This is a genomic window from Rathayibacter sp. VKM Ac-2804 (genome assembly GCF_009866655.1).
In the GTDB taxonomy this organism is placed as follows: Bacteria; Actinomycetota; Actinomycetes; order Actinomycetales; family Microbacteriaceae; genus Rathayibacter.
Map to the genome: position 1 here is coordinate 174858 of NZ_CP047420.1, position 19599 is coordinate 194456.

Below are 19599 nucleotides of genomic sequence, written 5' to 3' on the forward strand. Positions count from 1 at the left end.
CCGGCGGCGACACCCGCGGCCTCCTGGGCCGTCCGGCTGGGCTGGTTCCTCCTCCTGCTGCCGCGCAACATCGGCATCCTGCTGCTCGTCGTGTACCGGGCGGTGATCTCGCCGCTGTACGGCGACGTCTGCCGCTACTACCCGTCGTGCTCCTCCTACGCACTCCAGGCGGTCCAGCTCCACGGGCTCGTCCTCGGGTCCGTCCTCGGCGCCCGCCGACTCCTCCGCTGCCACCCGTGGGCGGCCGGCGGGGTCGACGACGTGCCGACCTCGATCCCCCTGCACCGACCGGCTCCCGGCCGGACCCGCTTCGCCGTGACGCGATCCGGGTTCGTCGCGGGCCCTCGAAAGGACTGACCCCCTCCCATGGACCTCCTCGGCACGATCCTCTGGCCCCTCAAGTGGGTGGTCGAGCTGCTCCTCGTCGCCTTCCATCAGCTGCTGACCTTCACCGGCCTCGATGCGGCGGCCGGCATCACCTGGGTGCTGTCGATCGTGGGCCTGGTCCTCGTCATCCGCGCCGCGCTGATCCCGATCTTCGTCAAGCAGATCAAGAGCCAGCGCCGCATGATGGAGGTGGCACCGCAGCTCAAGAAGATCCAGGACAAGTACAAGGGCAAGCGCGACCAGCTGTCGCGCGAGGCGATGTCCCGCGAGACCATGGAGCTCTACAAGAAGACCGGCACCAACCCGCTGGCCTCCTGCCTCCCGCTGCTCATCCAGATGCCGATCTTCTTCAGCCTGTTCTCGGTGCTGAACTCGGCGCAGCACAGCCAGCGCGGCGTAGGCCCGCTCGACGACGTCCTCGCCCGCCAGTTCGGCGAGGCCAACCTCTTCGGCATCGCCCCGCTGCACCAGTCGATCCAGGGTGCGCTCGCGGAGGGCGGCCAGGAGCTCGTCGTCGTCATCGCCGTCGTCATGGTCGTCCTGATGACCGCCTCGCAGTTCATCACTCAGCTGCAGATCGTCTCGAAGAACATGTCGCCCGAGGCCAAGGCCTCGCCGACGTTCAAGCAGCAGCGGATCCTGCTCTACATCCTCCCGCTCGTCTTCGCCTTCTCCGGCTTCGCCTTCCCGCTCGGCGTGATGTTCTACTGGCTGACCTCGAACATCTGGACGATGGTCCAGCAGTTCATCGTCATCCGGAACATGCCGACCCCCGGCAGCGAGGCTGCCAAGGCCCGCGAGGAGCGCCTGCGCCGCAAGGGCAAGCTCGTCGAGGAGACGACCGAGGCCGGCACCGTGACGCTCGTCGAGAAGAAGGCCGTCCAGCGCGCGCAGCCTGTCAGCAAGAACCGCTCCAAGAAGCAAGCCGGAAAGAAGTAGGCCCCGCCATGACCGATTCGACGCAGATCTTCGCCGGCGCCCCGGTGCCCTCGGACGGAGCGGCCCCCGCGGAGGAGGAGCTCGCTCAGCGCTCCCCGTCGGCGGACGACGGCGCCGCGCCGACGCTGTCGCAGCTCGAGGAGGAGGGCGACGTCGCCGCGGACTACATCGAGGAGTTCCTCGACATCTGCGACCTCGACGGCGACATCGACATCGAGGTCCGCAACGGCCGCGCCTACCTGTCGGTCACCGCGTCGGGCGACACCAACCTGCGCGTGCTCTCGCGCCCGGATGCGGTGCAGGCCCTGCAGGAGCTGACGCGCCTCGCGGTGCAGACGAAGACGGGTGCCTTCTCGCGCCTCATCCTCGACATCGGCGGCTCCCGCGACGCCCGTGAGGCCGAGCTGGCCCAGCTGGTCGACCGCGCGATCGAGCGCATCGAGGAGGGCGCGACGTCCGCGTCGCTGCCCCCGATGTCCTCCTACGAGCGCAAGCTCGTGCACGACATGGTCGGCGAGCGCGGGTTCGTGTCGGAGTCCCGCGGCGAGGCCCGCGAGCGCCACACCGTCATCACCCGCGGCTGAGCGCCGTGGAGCCGACCCTCGAGCCGGAACCCGCTGCCGCCGTCGCGATCGCGGGGGAGCGGCTGCCGCTCCTCCGGCGCTTCACCGAAGCACTCGCCCGGGAGGGTGAGGAGCGCGGTCTGATCGGACCGCTCGAGCTGCCGCGCCTCTGGACGAGGCACGTGCTCAACAGCGCCCTGGTGGCCCCTCTGCTGCGTCCGGGGCTCGTGGGTGATGTCGGCAGTGGTGCCGGCCTTCCGGGCGTCGTCCTGGGCATCGTGCGGCCGGACGTGCGGTTCGTGCTGATCGAGCCGATGGAGCGCCGCGCGCTGTGGCTGCAGGAGCAGGTCGAGGAGCTCAGACTCGAGAATGTCTCGGTTCTTCGGGCTCGCGCGGAGGAGGTCCGGCTCGACGAGCCGCTCGATCAGGTGACGGCCCGGGCGGTGAGTGCGCTGTCGAAGCTCATCCCGCTGACGGCGCCGCTGCTGCGTCGGGGCGGCGAGCTCGTCCTGCTCAAGGGCATCAATGCCGAGAAGGAGATCGAGGCGGCGTCGAAGCAGATCCGCCGGTTCCGACTGTCTCCGCCCGAGGTCGTCGTGCTCGGCGACGGCGTGCTCTCCGAGGTGACGCGGGTCGTCCGAGCTACAGTGGGATGATCGCCACGACGTCGCACGTGATCCCCTGAATCCTCGATCGTCGGTCCCTCGGTGCTGCCCCACTTCCACCCGCTGAGCGAAGGTTTCACGTGAAACGATCCGACCCCGCCGGACTGACCGGAGGATTCGATTCCTCGACTCCCCTCGCCCGCGAGATCGCGGACATGACGCGTCGGCGGGCGCTGCTGAACGCGCAGCCGCTGCCGAAGCCGGAGACGACCCGCGTCATCACCATCTCGAACCAGAAGGGCGGCGTCGGCAAGACGACCACGACCGTCAACCTCGCGGCCGGCCTGGCACGCGGCGACGCGAAGGTCCTCGTCATCGACCTCGACCCGCAGGGGAATGCGTCGACGGCGCTCGGGATCGAGCACCGCGCCGAGACGGCGAGCGTCTACGACGTCATCGTGAACGACACCCCGCTGGCGGACGTCGTGCAGAAGAGCCCGGAGTTCGCCTCGCTGTACGGCGTGCCCGCGACGATCCACCTCGCCGGCGCCGAGATCGAGCTGGTCTCGCTCGTGGCGCGGGAGCAGCGTCTGCGTCGAGCACTGGACCGGATGCTGAAGGGGATGGCGGAGCCGTTCGACTACGTCTTCATCGACTGCCCGCCCTCGCTCGGTCTCCTCACGATCAATGCGTTCGTCGCCGCGCGTGAGGTGCTGATCCCGATCCAGTGCGAGTACTACGCACTCGAGGGGCTCAGCCAGCTGCTGAAGAACATCGACCTCATCGAGCGGCACCTGAATCCGAACCTGGCGGTGTCGACGATCCTGCTGACGATGTTCGACGGCCGGACGAACCTGTCCAACCAGGTGGCGGCCGATGTGCGCGAGCATTTCCCGAAGGAGGTGCTGCGTGCGGTGATCCCGCGCAACGTGCGGATCTCGGAGGCACCGTCGTACGGCCAGAGCGTGATTAGCTACGACCCGCAGTCCTCCGGCTCGCTCGCCTACCTCGAGGCGGCCGCGGAGATCGCGCGCCGAGGCGTTCCCAAGACCGCTGCTGCACCCACCGATGGAGAGGACCGCTGATGGCGACCAAGCGCACAGGACTCGGCCGGGGCATCGGCGCCCTGATCCCGGTCAGCGACGACACCCGCTCGCGGCCCGTCGACGTGTTCTTCCCCGACCAGATCGGTGCGAACGACTCGGACGACGATCTCGTGCAGGTTCCTGGAGCGCGGCTGGCTCAGCTGTCGCTCTCGGAGATCGTGCCGAACGCGGCACAGCCCCGGTCGGTGTTCGATCAGGACGAGCTGGCGGAGCTCGTGCACAGCATCCGCGAGTTCGGCGTGCTGCAGCCGATCGTCGTTCGGCCGGTGTCCGGTCGCAAGGGTGCGAAGTACGAGCTGGTGATGGGGGAGCGGCGGTTCCGGGCCTCGAAGGCGGCGGGGCTGAAGACGATCCCCGCGGTGGTCAAGGACACGGCCGACGAGAACATGCTCCGGGACGCGCTCCTGGAGAACCTGCACCGGGCTGAGCTCAACCCGCTGGAGGAGGCGTCGGCGTACCAGCAGCTGCTGAGCGACTTCGGCATCACGCAGGAGGCGCTGGCGACCCGGCTCGGGCGGTCGCGGCCGCAGATCTCGAACACGCTCCGGCTGCTGCGTCTGCCGGCCGATGTGCAGGCGCGCGTCGCGGCGGGCGTGCTCAGTGCAGGGCACGCGCGTGCGGTGCTGTCGGTGGAGACGCCGGAGCTGATGCGGCGCCTGGCCGACAAGATCGTGAACGAGGACCTGTCGGTCCGTGCGGCCGAGGCTGCCGCGACGCAGATGAAGGCTCCGAAGGCGGCTCCGCGCGAGCCGGAGGAGGAGCAGGGCGGCCACGCCGGGCACCTCACGACGGTGGCGGACCACCTCGGCGACCGCCTGAACACGCGGGTGAAGGTGACGCTGGGGGCTCGCAAGGGCCAGGTCGTCATCGACTTCGCCACGATCCAGGACCTGAACCGGATCCTCGCCGAGATCGGCGAGCCGACCGAGGTGTCGCTGGCGCCGTAGCGGTGTGAGCCGTTTGACGTGAAACGGCAGGGACTGTACGGGGTCTCGATACGCCGCCCACGGCGGCTACTCGACCAACAAGGTGCGGGGCGCCGATCATCTAGTCGTGCGCGTCCTCCTTGCTGCGCGAGTAGGCGCGGAGCGCCGTATCGAGATCGACGCTGTCCGAGGTAGGGCGGTGGGTGGGTCTCGATACGCCGCCGGTAGCGGCTACTCGACCAGCACGGTGTTGTGCCGGCCACAGAAGCGGACATCTCATTCATGCTGGTCGAGTAGGCGCGAAGTGCCGTATCGAGACCGACGCTGTCGGGCGTGGGCTGTCCGAGGGGTCTCGATACGCCGCTGGGGGCGGCTACTCGACCAGCATGATCGCGGACGCGATTGCTGGCGGCGTCGGCGTGGGCCGCGCTCTCGGTGGTCAAGTAGGCGCGGAGCGCCGTATCGAGACCGACGCTCGTGGCGGGTGGGTCTCGATACGCCGCCGGAGGCGGCTACTCGACCAGCGTGTGGGGATGGACGAGTCTCGAAGGCCGGGAACTCGCTCTTGTTGGTCGAGTAGGTGCGGGGCGCCGTTTCGAGACTGGCGCTGGTGGCGGATGGGTCTCGATACGCCGCCGGGGGCGGCTACTCGACCAGCATGAGTCGGGTGGGAAACGGTGATGTTTCACGTGAAACGAAGGCGGGTGGGGCGTCGCAGATGTTTCACGTGAAACGCGATGGGGATCTGTCGGGCCGTTTCACGTGAAACGGCGTCAGGGGAGGAGGGCTCGGCGGGCGAGGGTGGAGTAGACGTCGCCGAGGTAGCGGCCGGAGGCCTCGATGGCCTGGGGAATTAGGGAGGTCTCGGTCATGCCGGGGAGGACGTTCGCGTCGAAGAACCAGGGGAGGCCGTCGGGATCGACGATGACGTCGATGCGGGAGAGGTGGCGGAGGCCGAGCAGTTCGTGGATGGCGACCGCGACGCGGGAGACCTCGGCGAGCGTCTCCTCCGGCAGCCGCGCGGGCGTGTAGAAGCGGGTCTCACCCGCGGTGTAGCGGGCCTCGAAGGTGTAGCGGCCGGCAACCGGCGCGATCTCCACCGGGGGGAGTGCGAAGGGGCCGTCGCCGAGGTCGAGGACACCGACCGAGACCTCTGTGCCGAGGACCTGCTGCTCGATCAGTGCGACCTCGCCGTAGGTGTAGGCATCGACCATCGCCCGGGACAGCAGACCGGGCTCGGTGACGATGCTGACACCCTGTGCGGACCCGCCCTGCGCGGGCTTCACCACGAGCGGTCCGGGGAGGTGCGACTGCACCTGCTCCAGGATGCCCGCGGCGCCGAGCTCGCGGAACGTCTCGCGGGGGAGGGTGATCGAGCGGGGCGTCGAGAAGCCGGCCCGCGCGACCAGTGTCTTCGCCGTCGGCTTGAACCAGGCGAGTCGCGCCGCCTCGGTCTGCGAGCCGACGTACGCGAAGCCCGCCGCCTCGAGCAGCCCGAGCAGCGCGCCGTCCTCACCGCTCGCGCCGTGCACGGCCGGCCACACGACGTCCGGGCGCTGCTTCAGCAGCGCTGCGAGCAGACCGGCGTCCGGCTCGCGGTGCGTGACCCGGTGCCCCATCGCGGACAGGCGGTCGGCGACGCGGCGGCCGGAGCGCAGGGAGACGTCGCGCTCGTGACTGATGCCGCCGCTGATGACGACGATGTCCAGGGGCTCCTCGGAGCTCGAGAGATCGGCGCTGGAGATAGAGGTCATGACCTGGCCTTTTGTGCTCGTGGTTCGTACCGTCAGAGGATCTGCGGCGGCAGGGCGGCGTCACGCTGCTCGACCGGGTCGCTCGTGCGCGCACCCGTGCCGGCGAAGGTGGACAGGAGGTCGAGCTCGCCGTTGATGACGGTCGCGAGGCGCCGGATGCCGTCGCCGATCCGCTCCGGAGTCGGGTAGCAGAACGACAGCCGGATGTTCCGGCGGCCGTCGCCGTTGCCGAAGAACGCCGTCCCGGGCGTGTAGGCGACCAGCTCCTTCACGGCCCGGGGAAGCATCGCCTTCGACTCGAGCTCCTCGGGGAGGGTGACCCAGACGTAGAAGCCGCCGTTCGGATTCGTCCAGGTGAGACCCGGCAGGTGGGTCTCCAGGCCGCGGATCATCGCCTCCTTGCGCTCGCGGTAGACGGCGCGGAAGGTGTCGATCTGACCGCGCCAGTCGGCCGTCGCCAGGTACTGCGAGATGACGAGCTGGCTGAAGGACGACGGGCTCAGAACGGCCGCCTCGTTCGCCAGGATCAGGCGCTCCCGGATGGCGTGGGGTGCGAGCGCCCAGCCGATGCGGAACCCGGGCGCGAGGGTCTTGGAGAAGGTGCCGAGGTAGATCACGCCGTCCTCCTCGAGGGAGCGCATCGCCTTCGGCGGCACGTCCTCGAAGTAGAGCAGGCCGTACGGGTTGTCCTCGAGGACGAGGATTCCCTCGCTCTTGCAGATCTCGAGGATCTCGACGCGGCGCTCCCAGCTCAGCGTGACGCCGGCCGGGTTGTGGAAGGTCGGGATCGTGTAAAGGAACTTGATCCGCTTCCCTGCGGCCCGCACGTGCGCGATGTGCTCGCGCAGCGCCTCGGGGATCAGGCCGTGCTCGTCCATCGCGACGTGCTCGATCTCGGCCTGGTAGGAGCGGAAGATGACCATCGCGGTGACGTAGCTCGGGCCCTCGGACAGGACCACGTCGCCCGGATCGAGGAACAGCTTCGAGACCAGCTCGAGGGCGTGCTGCGAGCCGGTGGTGACGACGACGTCGTCGGCGCTGGCCGAGATGCCCTCGAGCGCCATCACCTCGAGGATCTGCTCGCGCAGCACCGGGACGCCCTGACCGGAGCCGTACTGCAGCGCGACCGGGCCCTGCTCGCGCATGACGGTGGCCATGGCGTCGGTCACGAGGTCCTGGGGGAGGGCGGAGACGAACGGCATGCCACCGGCGAGCGAGACCACCTCGGGGCGGGAGGCGACGGCGAACAGGGCTCGGACCTCGCTGGCCGCGAGGCCGGCCGTGCGCTCCGCGTAGGAGTCGTACCAGGGGTCGAGATTGGTGCCGGCGTTGATCACGGTGGTGTCGCTCCGCTCGATGGACAGGGGCCTCCGGCCGTCGACCGGATCGATCCAGACTACTCGGCGGGATTCCGGCGGACCGGGGGAGGGGAACGCCACTGCGCTGCCCGTGGACTGCCTCCTGCGCCCGTTTCACGTGAAACGGGAGGAGCGACCCAGAACGACGAAGCCCCCGCGCCACAGGGGCGCAGGGGCTTCGTCAGACGGTCGAACCGCCGGAGGTCGAACTCAGAGGAACGCGGCCAGGTCTGCCTCGAGAGCGGGCTTCGGCTTGGCTCCGATGACGGTCTTGACGACCTCGCCCTTCTGGTAGACCTTCATCGCCGGGATCGAGGTGATCTGGTACTTCGCGGCGATCTGCGGGTTCTCGTCGACGTTCAGCTTGACGATCTCGATCTTGTCGCCGTGCTCGGCCGAGATCTGGTCGAGGATCGGGGCGACCATGCGGCAGGGACCGCACCACTCGGCCCAGAAGTCGACCAGGACGGTCTTCTCGGAGTCGAGGACATCGGCCTGGAACGATGCGTCGGTGACGCTCTTCGCGGTGGACATGATGATTTTCTCCTTCGTGAGCCGGCGGCGCCGACTCGAGTGCGAGTGTGGTGGGGAGGACTAGAGGGTGAGGAGCTCGGCCGCCGGGGTTCCCTCGGTGCTGGCGATGCCATCGGTGAGGGCGGCGAGGTAGTGCTCGGCGTCGAGGGCGGCGACGGTGCCCGACGCTGCGGCGGTGACGGCCTGACGGTAGGTCGGGTCGATCACGTCGCCGGCGGCGAACACGCCCGCCACAGAGGTCTGCGACGAGCGGCCGGTGACGGCGATCGTGCCGTCGGTCGTCAGGTCGAGCTTGCCGTGGACGATGTGGGTGCGCGGGTCGTTGCCGATCGCGATGAAGAGGCCGTCGAGCTCGAGCGTCGACTCGGTGCCGTCGACCGTGTCGCGCAGCTTGACGCCGTTCACGTGGTTCTCACCGGTGATGCCGGTGACCTCGGTGTTCCAGACGAACTCGATCTTCTCGTTGTCGCGGGCGCGCTTCTGCATGACCTTGGACGCGCGGAGCGAGTCCTTGCGGTGGATGACGTAGACCTTCTCCGCGAACTTGGTGAGGAAGGTCGCCTCCTCCATCGCGGAGTCGCCGCCGCCGACGACGGCGATGGTCTTGCCCTTGAAGAAGAAGCCGTCGCAGGTGGCGCACCATGAGACACCGTGTCCCGAGAGTCGGTCCTCGTCGTGCAGGCCGAGCTTGCGGTAGGCCGAGCCGGTGGCGATGACGACGGTCTTCGCCTCGATGCTCTCGCCGGAGCCGAGGTGGATCGTCTTGGTCTCGCCCTCGAGGTCGAGCGACAGGACGTCGTCGTAGAACGTCTCCGCACCGAACTTCTCGGCCTGCTTCTGCATCGCCGTCATCAGCTCGGGGCCGAGGACGCCGTCGGGGAAGCCGGGGAAGTTCTCGACGTCGGTGGTGTTCATCAGGTCGCCGCCGATCTCGACGGACGAGGCGACCACGACGGGGTGCAGATCGGCGCGCGCCGCGTAGATGGCGGCCGTCCAGCCTGCAGGGCCGGATCCGATGATGACGATGTCGCGCACGGCAACTCCTCGAGGTCTGTGCTGAGCGGGGGGTGGTTTCACTGGTCTGCGGTGTTCCGCGGAGCCGGACCCGCTCGCTCGATCGTTCCGGGCTCCAGGGGCTACAACACATCCTAGGCGGGGCCTATTCCGCGGCGCCGGGAGCACTCGGCCCGCGGTCAGGGTCGTGGCGCGGACCGGCGAGAAGGGGTTGAGAAAGAGGCGCTGACCGGCTCTTTCGCTCTCGAGCTCTCGAGGTCGCTGCGCTGCCCGATCGACCGGCGCGAGATCAGGACCGTCAGCCAGCCGGCCGAGGCGAAGACCGCGGTCATGGCGGCGACGTAGAAGACCACCGCGATCATCCCGCCGGGGACGATCGGCGGGTCGGCCAGGCGCGGATCGAGGAACGGGTACGGGTACCAGACCTGCTCGTGCTTCATCTGGTCGTAGACGAGCGGTGCCCGGACGCTCGTGTAGACGAACCAGGCGACGGGGAAGGCGAGCAGCGCCGGGACGACGGCCCACGAGAGGCGGCGCCGTCCGGGCGCGAACAGCCAGTCCAGGATCAGCGCGAGCGGCGCCATGACGTGCATGACCTCGTTGGTCCACTCCTGCCCCGCCCCGGCCCCGGTGACCACCGTGCCGCGCAGGAGCAGGTTGTAGACCACTCCGATCACGACCATGTAGGTGACGACCCCGGCGCGCAGCCACGCGAACCAGCGCGGTTCGGGCAGGGCGCCGCGGGCGAGGACCACGGCGCCGATCAGCAGGACGACCACCGCGAGCAGGCAGATCTCGACGGTGATGTAGCTGAAGAAGTTGGCGGTGAGGGTCGCACGGTCGCGGAAGCGGGCCTCGACCCAGAACGCGTGGGAGTCGAGGAAGCTCACCGTGGTCGCGGTGAGGACGGCGGCCGCGACGAGCACGCGGAGCAGGACGAACGTGGAGCGCATCGCGCCTTCCGGGTCGGCGGGAGGGAGGAGGGGGAGGCGGCTCTGCCGGAGGACGCCCCCACCCTTCCACGTCGCGCCCGCCGGCGCACCACCGCTTCGGTGACGTCCCAGTGTCGGGACGGGGGCTCTCAGGGACGCCGTGGGGCCTCAGCCGGTCCCAGCGGGTCTCATCGACGCACAGGGCCCGTCAGTGTGCGTCAGCGGTCGTCAGCGCCCGAGGCGGCGGAGGAACGGCGCGGCCATCGCCCGCAGCTCGGGGACGCGCAGGACCCAGAGGACGCCGAAGTAGACGACCGCCATCACGACGCCGGTGATCACCATCGAGATCAGGGCCTCCAGCACACCCGCGGACGGATAGCCGTCCGCGCGGGAGAGGGCGAGCATCACCAGGACGCCGGCGCCCATGGCCGGCAGGGTGGTGACGGCGTAGATCGCGAACCGGCGGACCACGCGCCTCCCACCCGAGCCGCCCAGTCTCCGGCGGAGCATGACGCAGGCCATCAGCGCCTGCACGGCGACGCCGACCGAGATCGACAGCGCGACGAAGACCGCCGTCGACGAGTTCGGCAGGAGGAAGGCGATCCCGCAGCCGACGACGATGATCGCCGTCTGCACCAGCGTGTACAGGAACGGCGAGCGGCCGTCGTTCAGGGCGTAGAACCCGCGCTGGACGATCGCGAGTGTCGAGAACAGCGGCAGCACGATCACGTAGGCGGTGATGATGAAGGCCATCTGCGCAGCGGCTTCGGGATCCGAGGGGGCGAAGATCGTCGCGAACGACCGGGCGCAGACGACGAGCGCCGCCGCGGCGAAGAAGAGGAACAGCCCCACGACCCGGACGGAGGTCGAGATGTCGCTCCGGAAGTCCTTCATCTCGTTGCGCGAGGCGTGGCCGCTCATCTTCGTGTAGTACGCGGTCGCGATCGAGACGGCGATCACCGAGTGCGGGAGCATGAAGACGAGCCACGCCTTCTGCAGCGCCGTCGCCGACGCGTCCTCGCCGGAGGGGCCGCTGACCGTGTTGTTCTCGATGAAGCCGGCGGCGACGGTCAGGAGCAGGGTCGCGAAGGTCCAGATCGCGATACGCCCGGCGCGACCGAGGCCGACCCCGCGGACGCTGAAGTCGGGACGGTAGCGCAGGCCGACCCGCTTCCAGAAGAAGACGAGCAGGCTCGCCTGCAGTGCCACTCCGAGGGTCGCCGAGCCCGCCAGCACCGCGATCATCTCGGGCGTCCACTGCGTCGCGAGGCGCTCCCCGCGGCCGTCCGAGCCGAAGAGGTTCTGGAAGGCGAGGAGCCCGCCGATGGCGACGACGTTGTTGACGACCGGCGTCCAGGTGAACGGCCCGAAGGAGCCGCGCGCATTGAGCACCTCGCCGAGGATCGTGTACAGCCCGTAGAAGAACACCTGCGGCAGGCACCAGTAGGCGAAGGTGACGGCGAGGCGGGTCTGCTCCGGCCCGTACTGCGAGGCGTTCAGCTGGATCAGCAGGGGTGCGGCGAGCGTCGCGATCACCGCGGCGCCGAGGAGGACGAGCAGCGCGAGGGTCAGCAGCTTGTTGATGTAGCGCTGGCCGCCGTCGGCCTGGAGCCCGGCCCGCACGATCTGCGGCACCAGGACCGCGTTCAGGGCGCCGCCCGCGATGATCGCGTAGATCGTGTTCGGCAGGCCGTTGGCGACCGTGAAGGCGTCGGCGCCCTGGCCGACGAGGCCGATGGTCTGCGTGAAGACCAGGGACATCACGAAGCCGAGGACCCGCGAGACCATCGTGCCGGAGGCGAGGACGGCGCTCGCGCGACCGAGGGAGAAGCTAGCCACGGGGATCCGTTCGGTCGTCGTCGAGGCCCGGCTGGACGGCGAGCGGGGCGTTCGGGTCCTCCTCGTCCTCCTCGGGGGTGTCGCCGCGGCGGCGCCGGCGGATGTTGCGGAGGATGCCCGCGCCGAAGACGAGGACCAGGAGGATGCCGACGCCGAGGGTGCCGACGGTCTCCCAGTCGGCGCGGACGTTGGTGACGATGCCGGTAGGAGCGCCGATGGGCGTGCCGTCCTGGGCCGTCAGCTGCATGCGGAGCTCGGTCTCGCCGTTGCCGACGCGGGCCTTCACCGGGATGAGGACGCGGCCCTGCGAGCGGGCGTCGATCGCCGTGGGCTCGACCGAGGACTCGTCGATGTCGAGGACCGCGTTGGAGGTCGAGGCCTGGATCCGGACCGTCACGGGCCAGGGCAGGTCGTTGCGGACGTAGACCGGGATGCTCGAGTCGCGGGAGAGCTGCGTGACGCTGTCGGAGCTCTCGATCGCGACGGAGGAGAGCGTGGTGTCGGCCTGCTCGCGGCTCGCGGCGACCGCTCCCTGCCAGCCGGTCGGGTCCTCGCGCCAGGTGACGGCGAGCAGGGCGAGGAGGTCGTTGCGGCGCTTGCCGCTGAGCAGCTGCGGGTCGGTGAGGACGGCGGAGAAGGACTCGACGCGGGCGGCCGCGGTGAGGAGGTCCGAGACGCCCTCGAGGCGCTGCTCCGACTCCGGGCTGTCGACGACGGTCGCGTCCTCGGTCGGCGCCGCGGTGAGGGCGGCGGCGAGCGAGGTCCCTTCCGCCCACGGCAGCGCGTCGACGGCCTGAAGGGTCTGCGAGAGCCGGACGCCGTCGATGGCGGCGCCGCGGTCGAGCGCCAGGATCACGGACGGCGACTCGTCCTCGCGCTGGACCTGCGCGAGGTCGGCGGTGAGGTCGGCCATGCGCGCGCGCCACTCGGAGTCGGTGCCGGAGCTGACGGCCGCGTCGAAGGCGGTCGAGAGGGCGCTGTCGGCGACGATCAGGTCGTGGCCGTCGACGGCGGCCCGGGTGGTCGTCGTGACGTCCTCCGGCAGTGCGAGGTTGGCGGAGGACACGACGGTGCGGTTCATGCCGGTCGTGGCATAGACGCCGAGATCCGCGGCGCGGACGGTGCCGTCGTCGGGCCAGGCGATGCTGCCGACCGTCGGCGACCAGTCGAACGCGAGGAGCGACTCGGCCGTCGGGCGGTCGGGGAGGGCGGTCGTGTCGTCGGGAACGGCCGTCGGCGTCGGCGTCGCCGTGCTCGTCGGTGCGAAGAGAGCAGGATCGAGCGCGTACTCGAACGAGGTCGGCGCCAGGAGGGTGGACAGGCCGGACTGGGCCTGGGCGGCCACGTCCGCGTCGGCGTAGGGGAGGGCGAAGACCTCGTTGGGCACCGCCTCGAGGCGCTCGAGCCAGGCGGTCGCCGACTCCGGTGCCGAGTCGCCGAGGACGCGGATCGACGCGAGGATGCGCGGATCCACACCGATGGTCACGGCGCGGCCGTCGACGCTGTCGAGCTGGCGCGAGAGCGTGCCGGTGGTCTGGGTGTAGTCCTGCAGCGTCTCGGCCGAGAGCAGGCCGTCGGCGGTGTCGGGCACGGTGAGCGGCACGAGGACGCTGACACCGGTCTCCTGCTCGCTCGGGAAGCCGGTCGAGAGCTCGACGACGCCGCGGGCCGTCGCGACCGTTCCGCCGGGGCTGGTGACGGTCACCGAGACGGTGTGCGTGCCGAAGGCCTCGGGATCGCGGATCGAGTCGGTCGAGAAGGGGAGGTCGGCCGCGGGCACGGTCACGCCGACCTGGGCCGAGCTGGAGGGCAGCAGTCGCACGTCGGCGCCGTCGCCGGTGCTCGTGCCCTCGTCCTCCGCCTCGCCGTCGAGCCACTCGGCGAGCTCGGCCCGCGAGTCGAGGGTGTCCTCGTCGATCGCGACCTCGACCCGCGCGCCGTCGATGGACTCGGTGGTGCCGTTGCGCACGGAGACCGCCAACTGGAGGTCCTCGCCGGGGAGGAGGACGCCGTCGTTCGCCGCGCCCACCGTGGCGGTGACGGTGGCCTGCCCGGACTCGAGAGCCGTGGGCTCAGCGGCGCTCGCCGCGACGGGGAGCGCACCGCCGAGGAGCGCGATCGAGAGCACAGCTGCACCGGCGGAGCGGAGCAGCTGCGGGACCGCGCGCCGGGGGCGGGGACGATCGGAGGGGGTGAGGTCGCGCCGACGCATCGAACTCACTCGGCCTCCATGCGGGTGATTCTACGGGCAGGCCTCCGGGCGGCCGGCTGCCGGGCCGCGGGATGCACTGCGGAGTCGCTCAGGAGCCGTAACCGGTCGAGGCGGTTGCAGGCCGGCGCTCACCCTGGCGCGCACCCCGCCCCGGCCGCACCTCCCCGGTAGGATCTGCCGGATGCACAGCGTCCAGACCGCACTCGAGACCCTCCGCGCTCTCGCGGCGACGCCGACGGTGGCCCGGCTCGCGGAGGCGTTCGCGGCCCAGGGCCACGAGCTCGCGCTGGTCGGCGGCCCGGTCCGCGACGCCTTCCTCGGGCACGGCGTGCACGACCTCGACTTCACGACCTCGGCGCGGCCGGACGACATCGTGCGGATCGTCGCTCCGATCGCGGAGGCGCACTGGGACATCGGCCGGGCGTTCGGCACGATCGGCGCGCGCATCGCGGGCGAGACGGTCGAGATCACGACCTACCGCAGCGACAGCTACGACGGCGTCAGCCGGAAGCCGGAGGTCGAGTTCGGCAACAGCCTCGAGGGCGACCTCGTGCGCCGCGACTTCACCGTCAACGCGATGGCGCTGCGGCTCCCCGAGATCGTGCTGGTCGACCCCGCCGGGGGAGTGGAGGACCTGCTCGCGGGCCGGCTGCGCACGCCGGCTGCGGCCGATCTCTCCTTCGGCGACGATCCGCTGCGGATGCTGCGCGCCGCGCGGTTCACCTCGCAGCTGGGCTTCCGCACGACCGACGAGGTCGAGTGGGCGATGGCCGAGCTGGCCCCCCGCATCGACGACGTCTCGGCGGAGCGGGTGCAGGAGGAGCTGCGGAAGCTCCTCGCGACCGCCTCGCCGCGGGCGGGACTCGAGCTCCTCGTCGACACCGGTCTGGCGGGTTACTTCCTCCCCGAGCTGCCGGCGCTGCGCCTGGAGCAGGACGAGCACCATCACCACAAGGACGTCTACGTGCACAGCCTCACCGTGCTGGAGCAGGCGATCGCCCTCGAGGGGCAGCGGAACCCCGGCGCGGCACCCGACGTCACCCTCCGCATCGCCGCGCTGCTGCACGACATCGGCAAGCCGGCCACGCGGCGTCTGGAGCCGGGCGGAGCGGTCAGCTTCTACCACCACGACCTCGTCGGCTCGAAGCTCGCGATCAAGCGGCTGCGCTCGCTGAAGTTCGACAAGCAGACGATCAGCGACGTCGCCCGGCTGATCGAGCTGCACCTGCGCTTCTTCGGCTACACCGAGGGCGCCTGGACCGACTCGGCCGTCCGCCGCTACGTGACCGACGCCGGCCCGCTGCTGGAGCGGCTGCACATCCTGACCCGGGCCGACGTGACCACCCGCAACACCCGCAAGGCCGACCGCCTGGCGCACGCCTACGACGACCTGGAGCAGCGGATCGCGGAGCTCGCCGAGAAGGAGGAGCTCGCGTCGAAGCGGCCCGACCTGGACGGCACGCAGATCATGGCGATCCTCGAGCTGCCGCCGGGGCGCGAGGTGGGGCTGGCGTACAGGTTCCTGCTGGAGCTGCGGCTCGAGGAGGGGCCGCTCGGCGAGGAGGAGGCCGCCCGGCGGCTGAAGGAGTGGTGGGCGGCGCGCTGAGGAGCCTCTGGTGGTGCCGGCACTGAGATCGGCCCTGGGCGCGGAGCCGCGCGGATGGTAAGGTCGTCAGGTTGTCCATGACCAGACGCACTCGCGTCCGCGGGAGTGGACAGATGCTACATACCCTCCTGTCACGGAAATACCGTGGCCGTTCAGTCCGAAGGAGGTGGGTTAGTGACGCATCAGTACGAACTCATGGTGATCCTGGATCCCGAGATCGATGAGCGCACCGTCGCTCCGAGTCTCGACAAGTTCCTCAACGTCATCCGCACCGATGGTGGATCCATCGACAAGGTCGACGTCTGGGGCCGCCGTCGTCTGGCGTACGAGATCAACAAGAAGTCCGAGGGCATCTACGCCGTCGTCGACTTCACGTCGACCTCGGCCGCCGCGAACGAGCTCGACCGTCAGCTGAAGCTGTCGGAGGCCGTCATGCGCACCAAGGTGCTCCGCGCCGAAGAGGGCATCGCCCAGGTCGCCGCCGCCAAGAAGCTCGCCGACGAGAAGGCCGCCCGCAAGGCTGCCAAGGCTCCGGCCGCTCCCAAGGCGTAACGCTGATGGCCGGCGAGACGATCATCACCGTGGTGGGGAACCTCACCGCCGACCCCGAGCTGCGCTACACGCAGGGCGGGCTCGCGGTCGCGAACTTCACCATCGCCTCCACGCCGCGCACCTTCGACCGTCAGGCGAACGACTGGAAGGACGGCGAAGCGCTGTTCCTCCGGGCCTCCGTCTGGCGCGAGTTCGCCGAGAACGTCGCGGGGACGCTGACCAAGGGAAGCCGTGTCGTCGCGACCGGCCGCCTGAAGCAGCGCTCCTACGAGACGAAGGAAGGCGAGAAGCGCACCAGCATCGAGCTCGAGATCGACGAGATCGGCCCCTCGCTGCGCTACGCGACCGCTCAGGTCACGCGCGCAGCAGGTGGCGGCGGTGGACGCGGTCAGGTCGGCGGCGGCGGAGGCAACCAGGGCGCGAGCCAGGGCGGCTTCGGCGGCGGCAACGGCGGCAACCAGGGGGGCTCCGGCGGAAACGGCGGCGGCAACCGCGGTGGCGGCCAGGCCGAGGAGCCGTGGGCGCCCAGCGCTCCGGCCGGTGGCGACGTGTGGAGCACGCCGGGCAGCTACAACGACGAGACGCCGTTCTGAGCCTCGGGCTCGAGCGCGCCCTCACCTGAATCACGCGTCCCCGTCCCGAGAGGGGTGCCGACGGACGCGAACCAGAATCTAAGGAAACCACTATGGCTGGAAAGAGCAGCGGCGACCGCCGCAAGCCGATCCGCGGCAAGGGCGCGAAGAACGCGGCCCCCGCGAAGTCGGTCCGCGTGGGCGTCATCGACTACAAGGACGTCCCGACCCTTCGCAAGTTCATCTCGGAGCGCGGGAAGATCCGCGCCCGTCGCATCACCGGCGTCTCCGTCCAGGAGCAGCGCCTCATCGCCCGCGCCGTCAAGAACGCCCGCGAGATGGCACTCCTGCCCTACGCCGGCAGCGGAAGGTAGGTAGAAGATGTCCAAGGTCATCCTGACCCACGAGGTCGACGGTCTCGGCTCCGCCGGTGACGTCGTCGACGTCAAGAACGGGTACGCCCGCAACTACCTCATCCCGCAGGGCTTCGGCGTCGCGTGGACCCGCGGTGGCGAGAAGCAGGTCGAGCAGATCAAGTCGGCGCGAGCCGCTCGTGAGCACAAGACCATCGAAGAGGCTCAGCACACGAAGCAGGTCCTCGAGGCCAACCGCGTGAAGCTGACCGTCAAGGCCGGCAAGGACGGGCGCCTCTTCGGCTCCGTCAAGACCTCCGACATCGCGACCGCGGTGGCGGCGGCCGGCTACGGCGAGCTCGACAAGCGCAAGATCGTGATCTCGAACGCGATCAAGAACATCGGCGAGCACGAGGCCGTGGTGCGTCTGCGCGACGACATCCAGGCCACCGTGAAGCTGCAGGTGGTCGCGGCCAAGTAAGGCCGCGAGAACGCCGCGGAGGGCGGTGCGACGGGACTTCACGGTCCCCTCGCACCGCCCTTCGTCGTTGCGGTTGTCCACAGCTCCATCCACATACACCCTCCCGGAGGGACAACCTTCAATGCGGTCTGGAGACTCTTTTCCCCACACAGCTGTGGAAACAGGGGAAGACCTGGTCAGGCCGCTGAAAAAACTTGCCCGGCAGTCGAGTTCCCACAGGGTTGTCCACACGTTGCCCACAGAGGGCGCGGCGTTTCCCGCTCGTTCTCCACAGTTCTCTCCACAGGGTGGTTTGACCCCGGCGGCGGCCGGTCCGTAGTGTGGCGCAGCGCCCCGCGAGGGGAGCGGGGCAGGCGCCGAGCGTCCGCTGTCGGAGGTCGGGCGTAGACCTGTGTCCGGCACTCGCGACAGACGGCTCGACCGTGTCGCCACCCGTTCCGCGAGGCACCCGACAGGAGGAGGCGAAGGCATGACGATCGCGCACCTGGCGGTTCCCGGCTCGGACGGACGAGACGGACGGGACTCCCGAGGGGACTCCCCGCGCAGCAACGAGCGCACTCCCCCGCACGACCTGCTCGCGGAGCAGTCGGCACTGGGCGGCATGCTGCTCTCCAAGGACGCCGTCGCCGACGTCGTCGAGAGCGTCAAGGCGACCGACTTCTACATCCCCAAGCACGAGATCGTCTTCGAGGCGATCCTCGCGCTCTACTCGCACGGCGAGCCGACCGACGTCATCGCCGTCACCGACGAGCTGACCAAGCAGGGCGAGCTGCAGCGCGCCGGCGGCGCCGACTACCTGCACTCGCTCACCGCGATGGTGCCGACCGCGGCGAACGCGGGCTACTACGCGTCGATCGTGGCCGAGCGCGCGCTGCTGCGCCGGCTGGTCGAGGCGGGCACCCGGATCGCGCAGATGGGCTACCAGGGCGAGGGCGAGGTGCTCGACCTCGTCAACACGGCGCAGGCCGAGATCTACAACGTCACCGGGTCCGAGACGGCGGAGGACTACGTCCCGCTGACGGACGCGGTGACCGTCGCCATCGACGAGATCGAGGCGGCCGCGCACAAGGACGGCGCCTTCACCGGCGTGCCGACCGGCTTCGCCGACCTGGACGACCTCACCAACGGCTTCCACCCGGGCCAGATGATCATCGTCGCCGCGCGACCGGCGCTCGGAAAGTCGACGCTCGCGCTCGACTTCGCCCGCGCCGCCGCGATCAAGCACAACATGGCCACGATCTTCTTCTCGCTCGAGATGGGGCGCAGCGAGATCGCGATGCGCCTGCTCTCGGCCGAGGCGTCGGTGCCGCTGCAGCACATGCGCAAGGGCACGGTCGACCAGCGCGACTGGACGACCATCGCCTCCACCCGCGGCCGCATCAACGACGCGCCGCTCTACATCGACGACTCGCCGAACCTCACCCTCGTCGAGATCCGCGCGAAGTGCCGCCGGCTCAAGCAGCGCATCGGCCTGAAGATGGTCGTCATCGACTACCTCCAGCTGATGACCTCGGGCAAGAAGGTCGAGAGCCGCCAGCAGGAGGTCTCCGAGTTCTCCCGCGCGCTCAAGCTGCTCGCGAAGGAGCTGCAGGTGCCGGTCATCGCGCTGTCGCAGCTGAACCGCGGACCGGAGCAGCGCGCCGACAAGCTGCCCGCGATCTCCGACCTCCGCGAGTCCGGCTCGATCGAGCAGGACGCCGACATGGTGATCCTCCTCCACCGCGAGAGCGCCTACGAGAAGGACAACCCGCGCGCGGGCGAGGCCGACCTCATCGTCGCCAAGCACCGCAATGGCCCGACCCGTACAGTCACCGTCGGCTTCCACGGCCACTTCTCCCGCTTCGCGGACATCCCGGCGGTCTGACG

At 70.0% G+C, this 19599-nt stretch carries 19 protein-coding genes; 12 read left to right on the forward strand and 7 right to left on the reverse strand.

Annotated elements, in window-relative coordinates; genetic code table 11:
• Positions 1 to 36 precede the first annotated feature (36 nt).
• The 6 genes from yidD to GTU73_RS00870 all read left to right on the forward strand — a co-directional run bounded on the left by yidD (position 37) and on the right by GTU73_RS00870 (position 4547).
• Entirely contained in the window at positions 37 to 357 is a 321-nt protein-coding gene (yidD, locus tag GTU73_RS00845) for a membrane protein insertion efficiency factor YidD (protein ID WP_160091151.1), read from the forward strand.
• A gap of 9 nt (positions 358 to 366) precedes the next feature.
• A complete protein-coding gene (gene yidC, locus GTU73_RS00850) occupies positions 367 to 1326 on the forward strand; it encodes a membrane protein insertase YidC (protein WP_160086143.1) in 960 nt (319 codons plus the stop codon).
• A gap of 8 nt (positions 1327 to 1334) precedes the next feature.
• Positions 1335 to 1910, forward strand: coding sequence for a R3H domain-containing nucleic acid-binding protein (locus GTU73_RS00855; protein WP_160086145.1), 576 nt, complete (start codon positions 1335 to 1337; stop codon positions 1908 to 1910).
• A 5-nt stretch (positions 1911 to 1915) separates the two neighbouring features.
• Positions 1916 to 2545 (forward strand): 16S rRNA (guanine(527)-N(7))-methyltransferase RsmG, encoded by a 630-nt coding sequence (rsmG, locus tag GTU73_RS00860; protein WP_160086147.1) that lies wholly within the window; start codon positions 1916 to 1918, stop codon positions 2543 to 2545.
• Between the two features lie 164 nt (positions 2546 to 2709).
• A complete protein-coding gene (locus GTU73_RS00865; RefSeq protein WP_160091152.1) occupies positions 2710 to 3579 on the forward strand; it encodes a ParA family protein in 870 nt (289 codons plus the stop codon).
• Complete coding sequence (locus GTU73_RS00870) at positions 3579 to 4547, forward strand: ParB/RepB/Spo0J family partition protein (protein ID WP_160086149.1); 969 nt, start codon at positions 3579 to 3581, stop codon at positions 4545 to 4547. The genes GTU73_RS00865 and GTU73_RS00870 overlap by 1 nt, the downstream gene beginning before the upstream one ends.
• Positions 4548 to 5299: 752 nt before the next feature.
• On the opposite strand, the gene GTU73_RS00875 is transcribed toward GTU73_RS00870, so the two are convergent.
• The 7 genes from GTU73_RS00875 to GTU73_RS00905 form a co-directional block, all read right to left on the reverse strand.
• Entirely contained in the window at positions 5300 to 6280 is a 981-nt protein-coding gene (locus tag GTU73_RS00875; protein ID WP_160086151.1) for a D-alanine--D-alanine ligase, read from the reverse strand.
• Positions 6281 to 6312: 32 nt separating this feature from the next.
• Positions 6313 to 7614 carry a PLP-dependent aminotransferase family protein gene (locus GTU73_RS00880; RefSeq protein WP_160091153.1) on the reverse strand — a complete coding sequence of 434 codons (1302 nt, stop codon included), beginning with the start codon at positions 7612 to 7614 and terminating at the stop codon, positions 6313 to 6315.
• A 234-nt stretch (positions 7615 to 7848) separates the two neighbouring features.
• On the reverse strand, positions 7849 to 8172 hold the full coding sequence (gene trxA / locus GTU73_RS00885; RefSeq protein ID WP_123447267.1) for a thioredoxin: 324 nt from the start codon (positions 8170 to 8172) through the stop codon (positions 7849 to 7851).
• A gap of 60 nt (positions 8173 to 8232) precedes the next feature.
• Positions 8233 to 9207, reverse strand: coding sequence for a thioredoxin-disulfide reductase (gene trxB / locus GTU73_RS00890; protein WP_160086153.1), 975 nt, complete (start codon positions 9205 to 9207; stop codon positions 8233 to 8235).
• A 158-nt stretch (positions 9208 to 9365) separates the two neighbouring features.
• On the reverse strand, positions 9366 to 10139 hold the full coding sequence (locus tag GTU73_RS00895; protein ID WP_160086155.1) for a Pr6Pr family membrane protein: 774 nt from the start codon (positions 10137 to 10139) through the stop codon (positions 9366 to 9368).
• A gap of 207 nt (positions 10140 to 10346) precedes the next feature.
• The gene (gene murJ, locus GTU73_RS00900; protein WP_244231718.1) at positions 10347 to 11957 is read right to left on the reverse strand and encodes a murein biosynthesis integral membrane protein MurJ; all 1611 of its coding nucleotides are present in this window, start codon (positions 11955 to 11957) and stop codon (positions 10347 to 10349) included.
• Positions 11950 to 14169, reverse strand: a complete 2220-nt coding sequence (locus GTU73_RS00905; protein ID WP_244231883.1) for a DUF6049 family protein — start codon at positions 14167 to 14169, stop codon at positions 11950 to 11952. The genes murJ and GTU73_RS00905 overlap by 8 nt, the downstream gene beginning before the upstream one ends.
• Positions 14170 to 14350: 181 nt before the next feature.
• On the opposite strand from GTU73_RS00905, the gene GTU73_RS00910 reads away from it, so the two are divergent.
• The 6 genes from GTU73_RS00910 (at position 14351) to dnaB (ending at position 19597) form a co-directional block, all read left to right on the forward strand.
• Positions 14351 to 15775 (forward strand): CCA tRNA nucleotidyltransferase, encoded by a 1425-nt coding sequence (locus GTU73_RS00910; protein WP_160086159.1) that lies wholly within the window; start codon positions 14351 to 14353, stop codon positions 15773 to 15775.
• 174 nt (positions 15776 to 15949) lie between these two features.
• The gene (gene rpsF / locus GTU73_RS00915) at positions 15950 to 16327 is read left to right on the forward strand and encodes a 30S ribosomal protein S6 (protein ID WP_056039816.1); all 378 of its coding nucleotides are present in this window, start codon (positions 15950 to 15952) and stop codon (positions 16325 to 16327) included.
• Positions 16328 to 16332: 5 nt separating this feature from the next.
• Positions 16333 to 16920, forward strand: a complete 588-nt coding sequence (locus GTU73_RS00920) for a single-stranded DNA-binding protein (protein WP_123706126.1) — start codon at positions 16333 to 16335, stop codon at positions 16918 to 16920.
• Positions 16921 to 17012: 92 nt separating this feature from the next.
• Entirely contained in the window at positions 17013 to 17273 is a 261-nt protein-coding gene (gene rpsR, locus GTU73_RS00925) for a 30S ribosomal protein S18 (RefSeq protein WP_056039813.1), read from the forward strand.
• Between the two features lie 7 nt (positions 17274 to 17280).
• Positions 17281 to 17733, forward strand: coding sequence for a 50S ribosomal protein L9 (rplI, locus tag GTU73_RS00930; RefSeq protein WP_160086161.1), 453 nt, complete (start codon positions 17281 to 17283; stop codon positions 17731 to 17733).
• A 469-nt stretch (positions 17734 to 18202) separates the two neighbouring features.
• Positions 18203 to 19597: a replicative DNA helicase gene (gene dnaB, locus GTU73_RS00935; protein ID WP_123447283.1), complete on the forward strand. Its 1395-nt coding sequence runs from the start codon at positions 18203 to 18205 to the stop codon at positions 19595 to 19597.
• Positions 19598 to 19599: the final 2 nt, after the last annotated feature.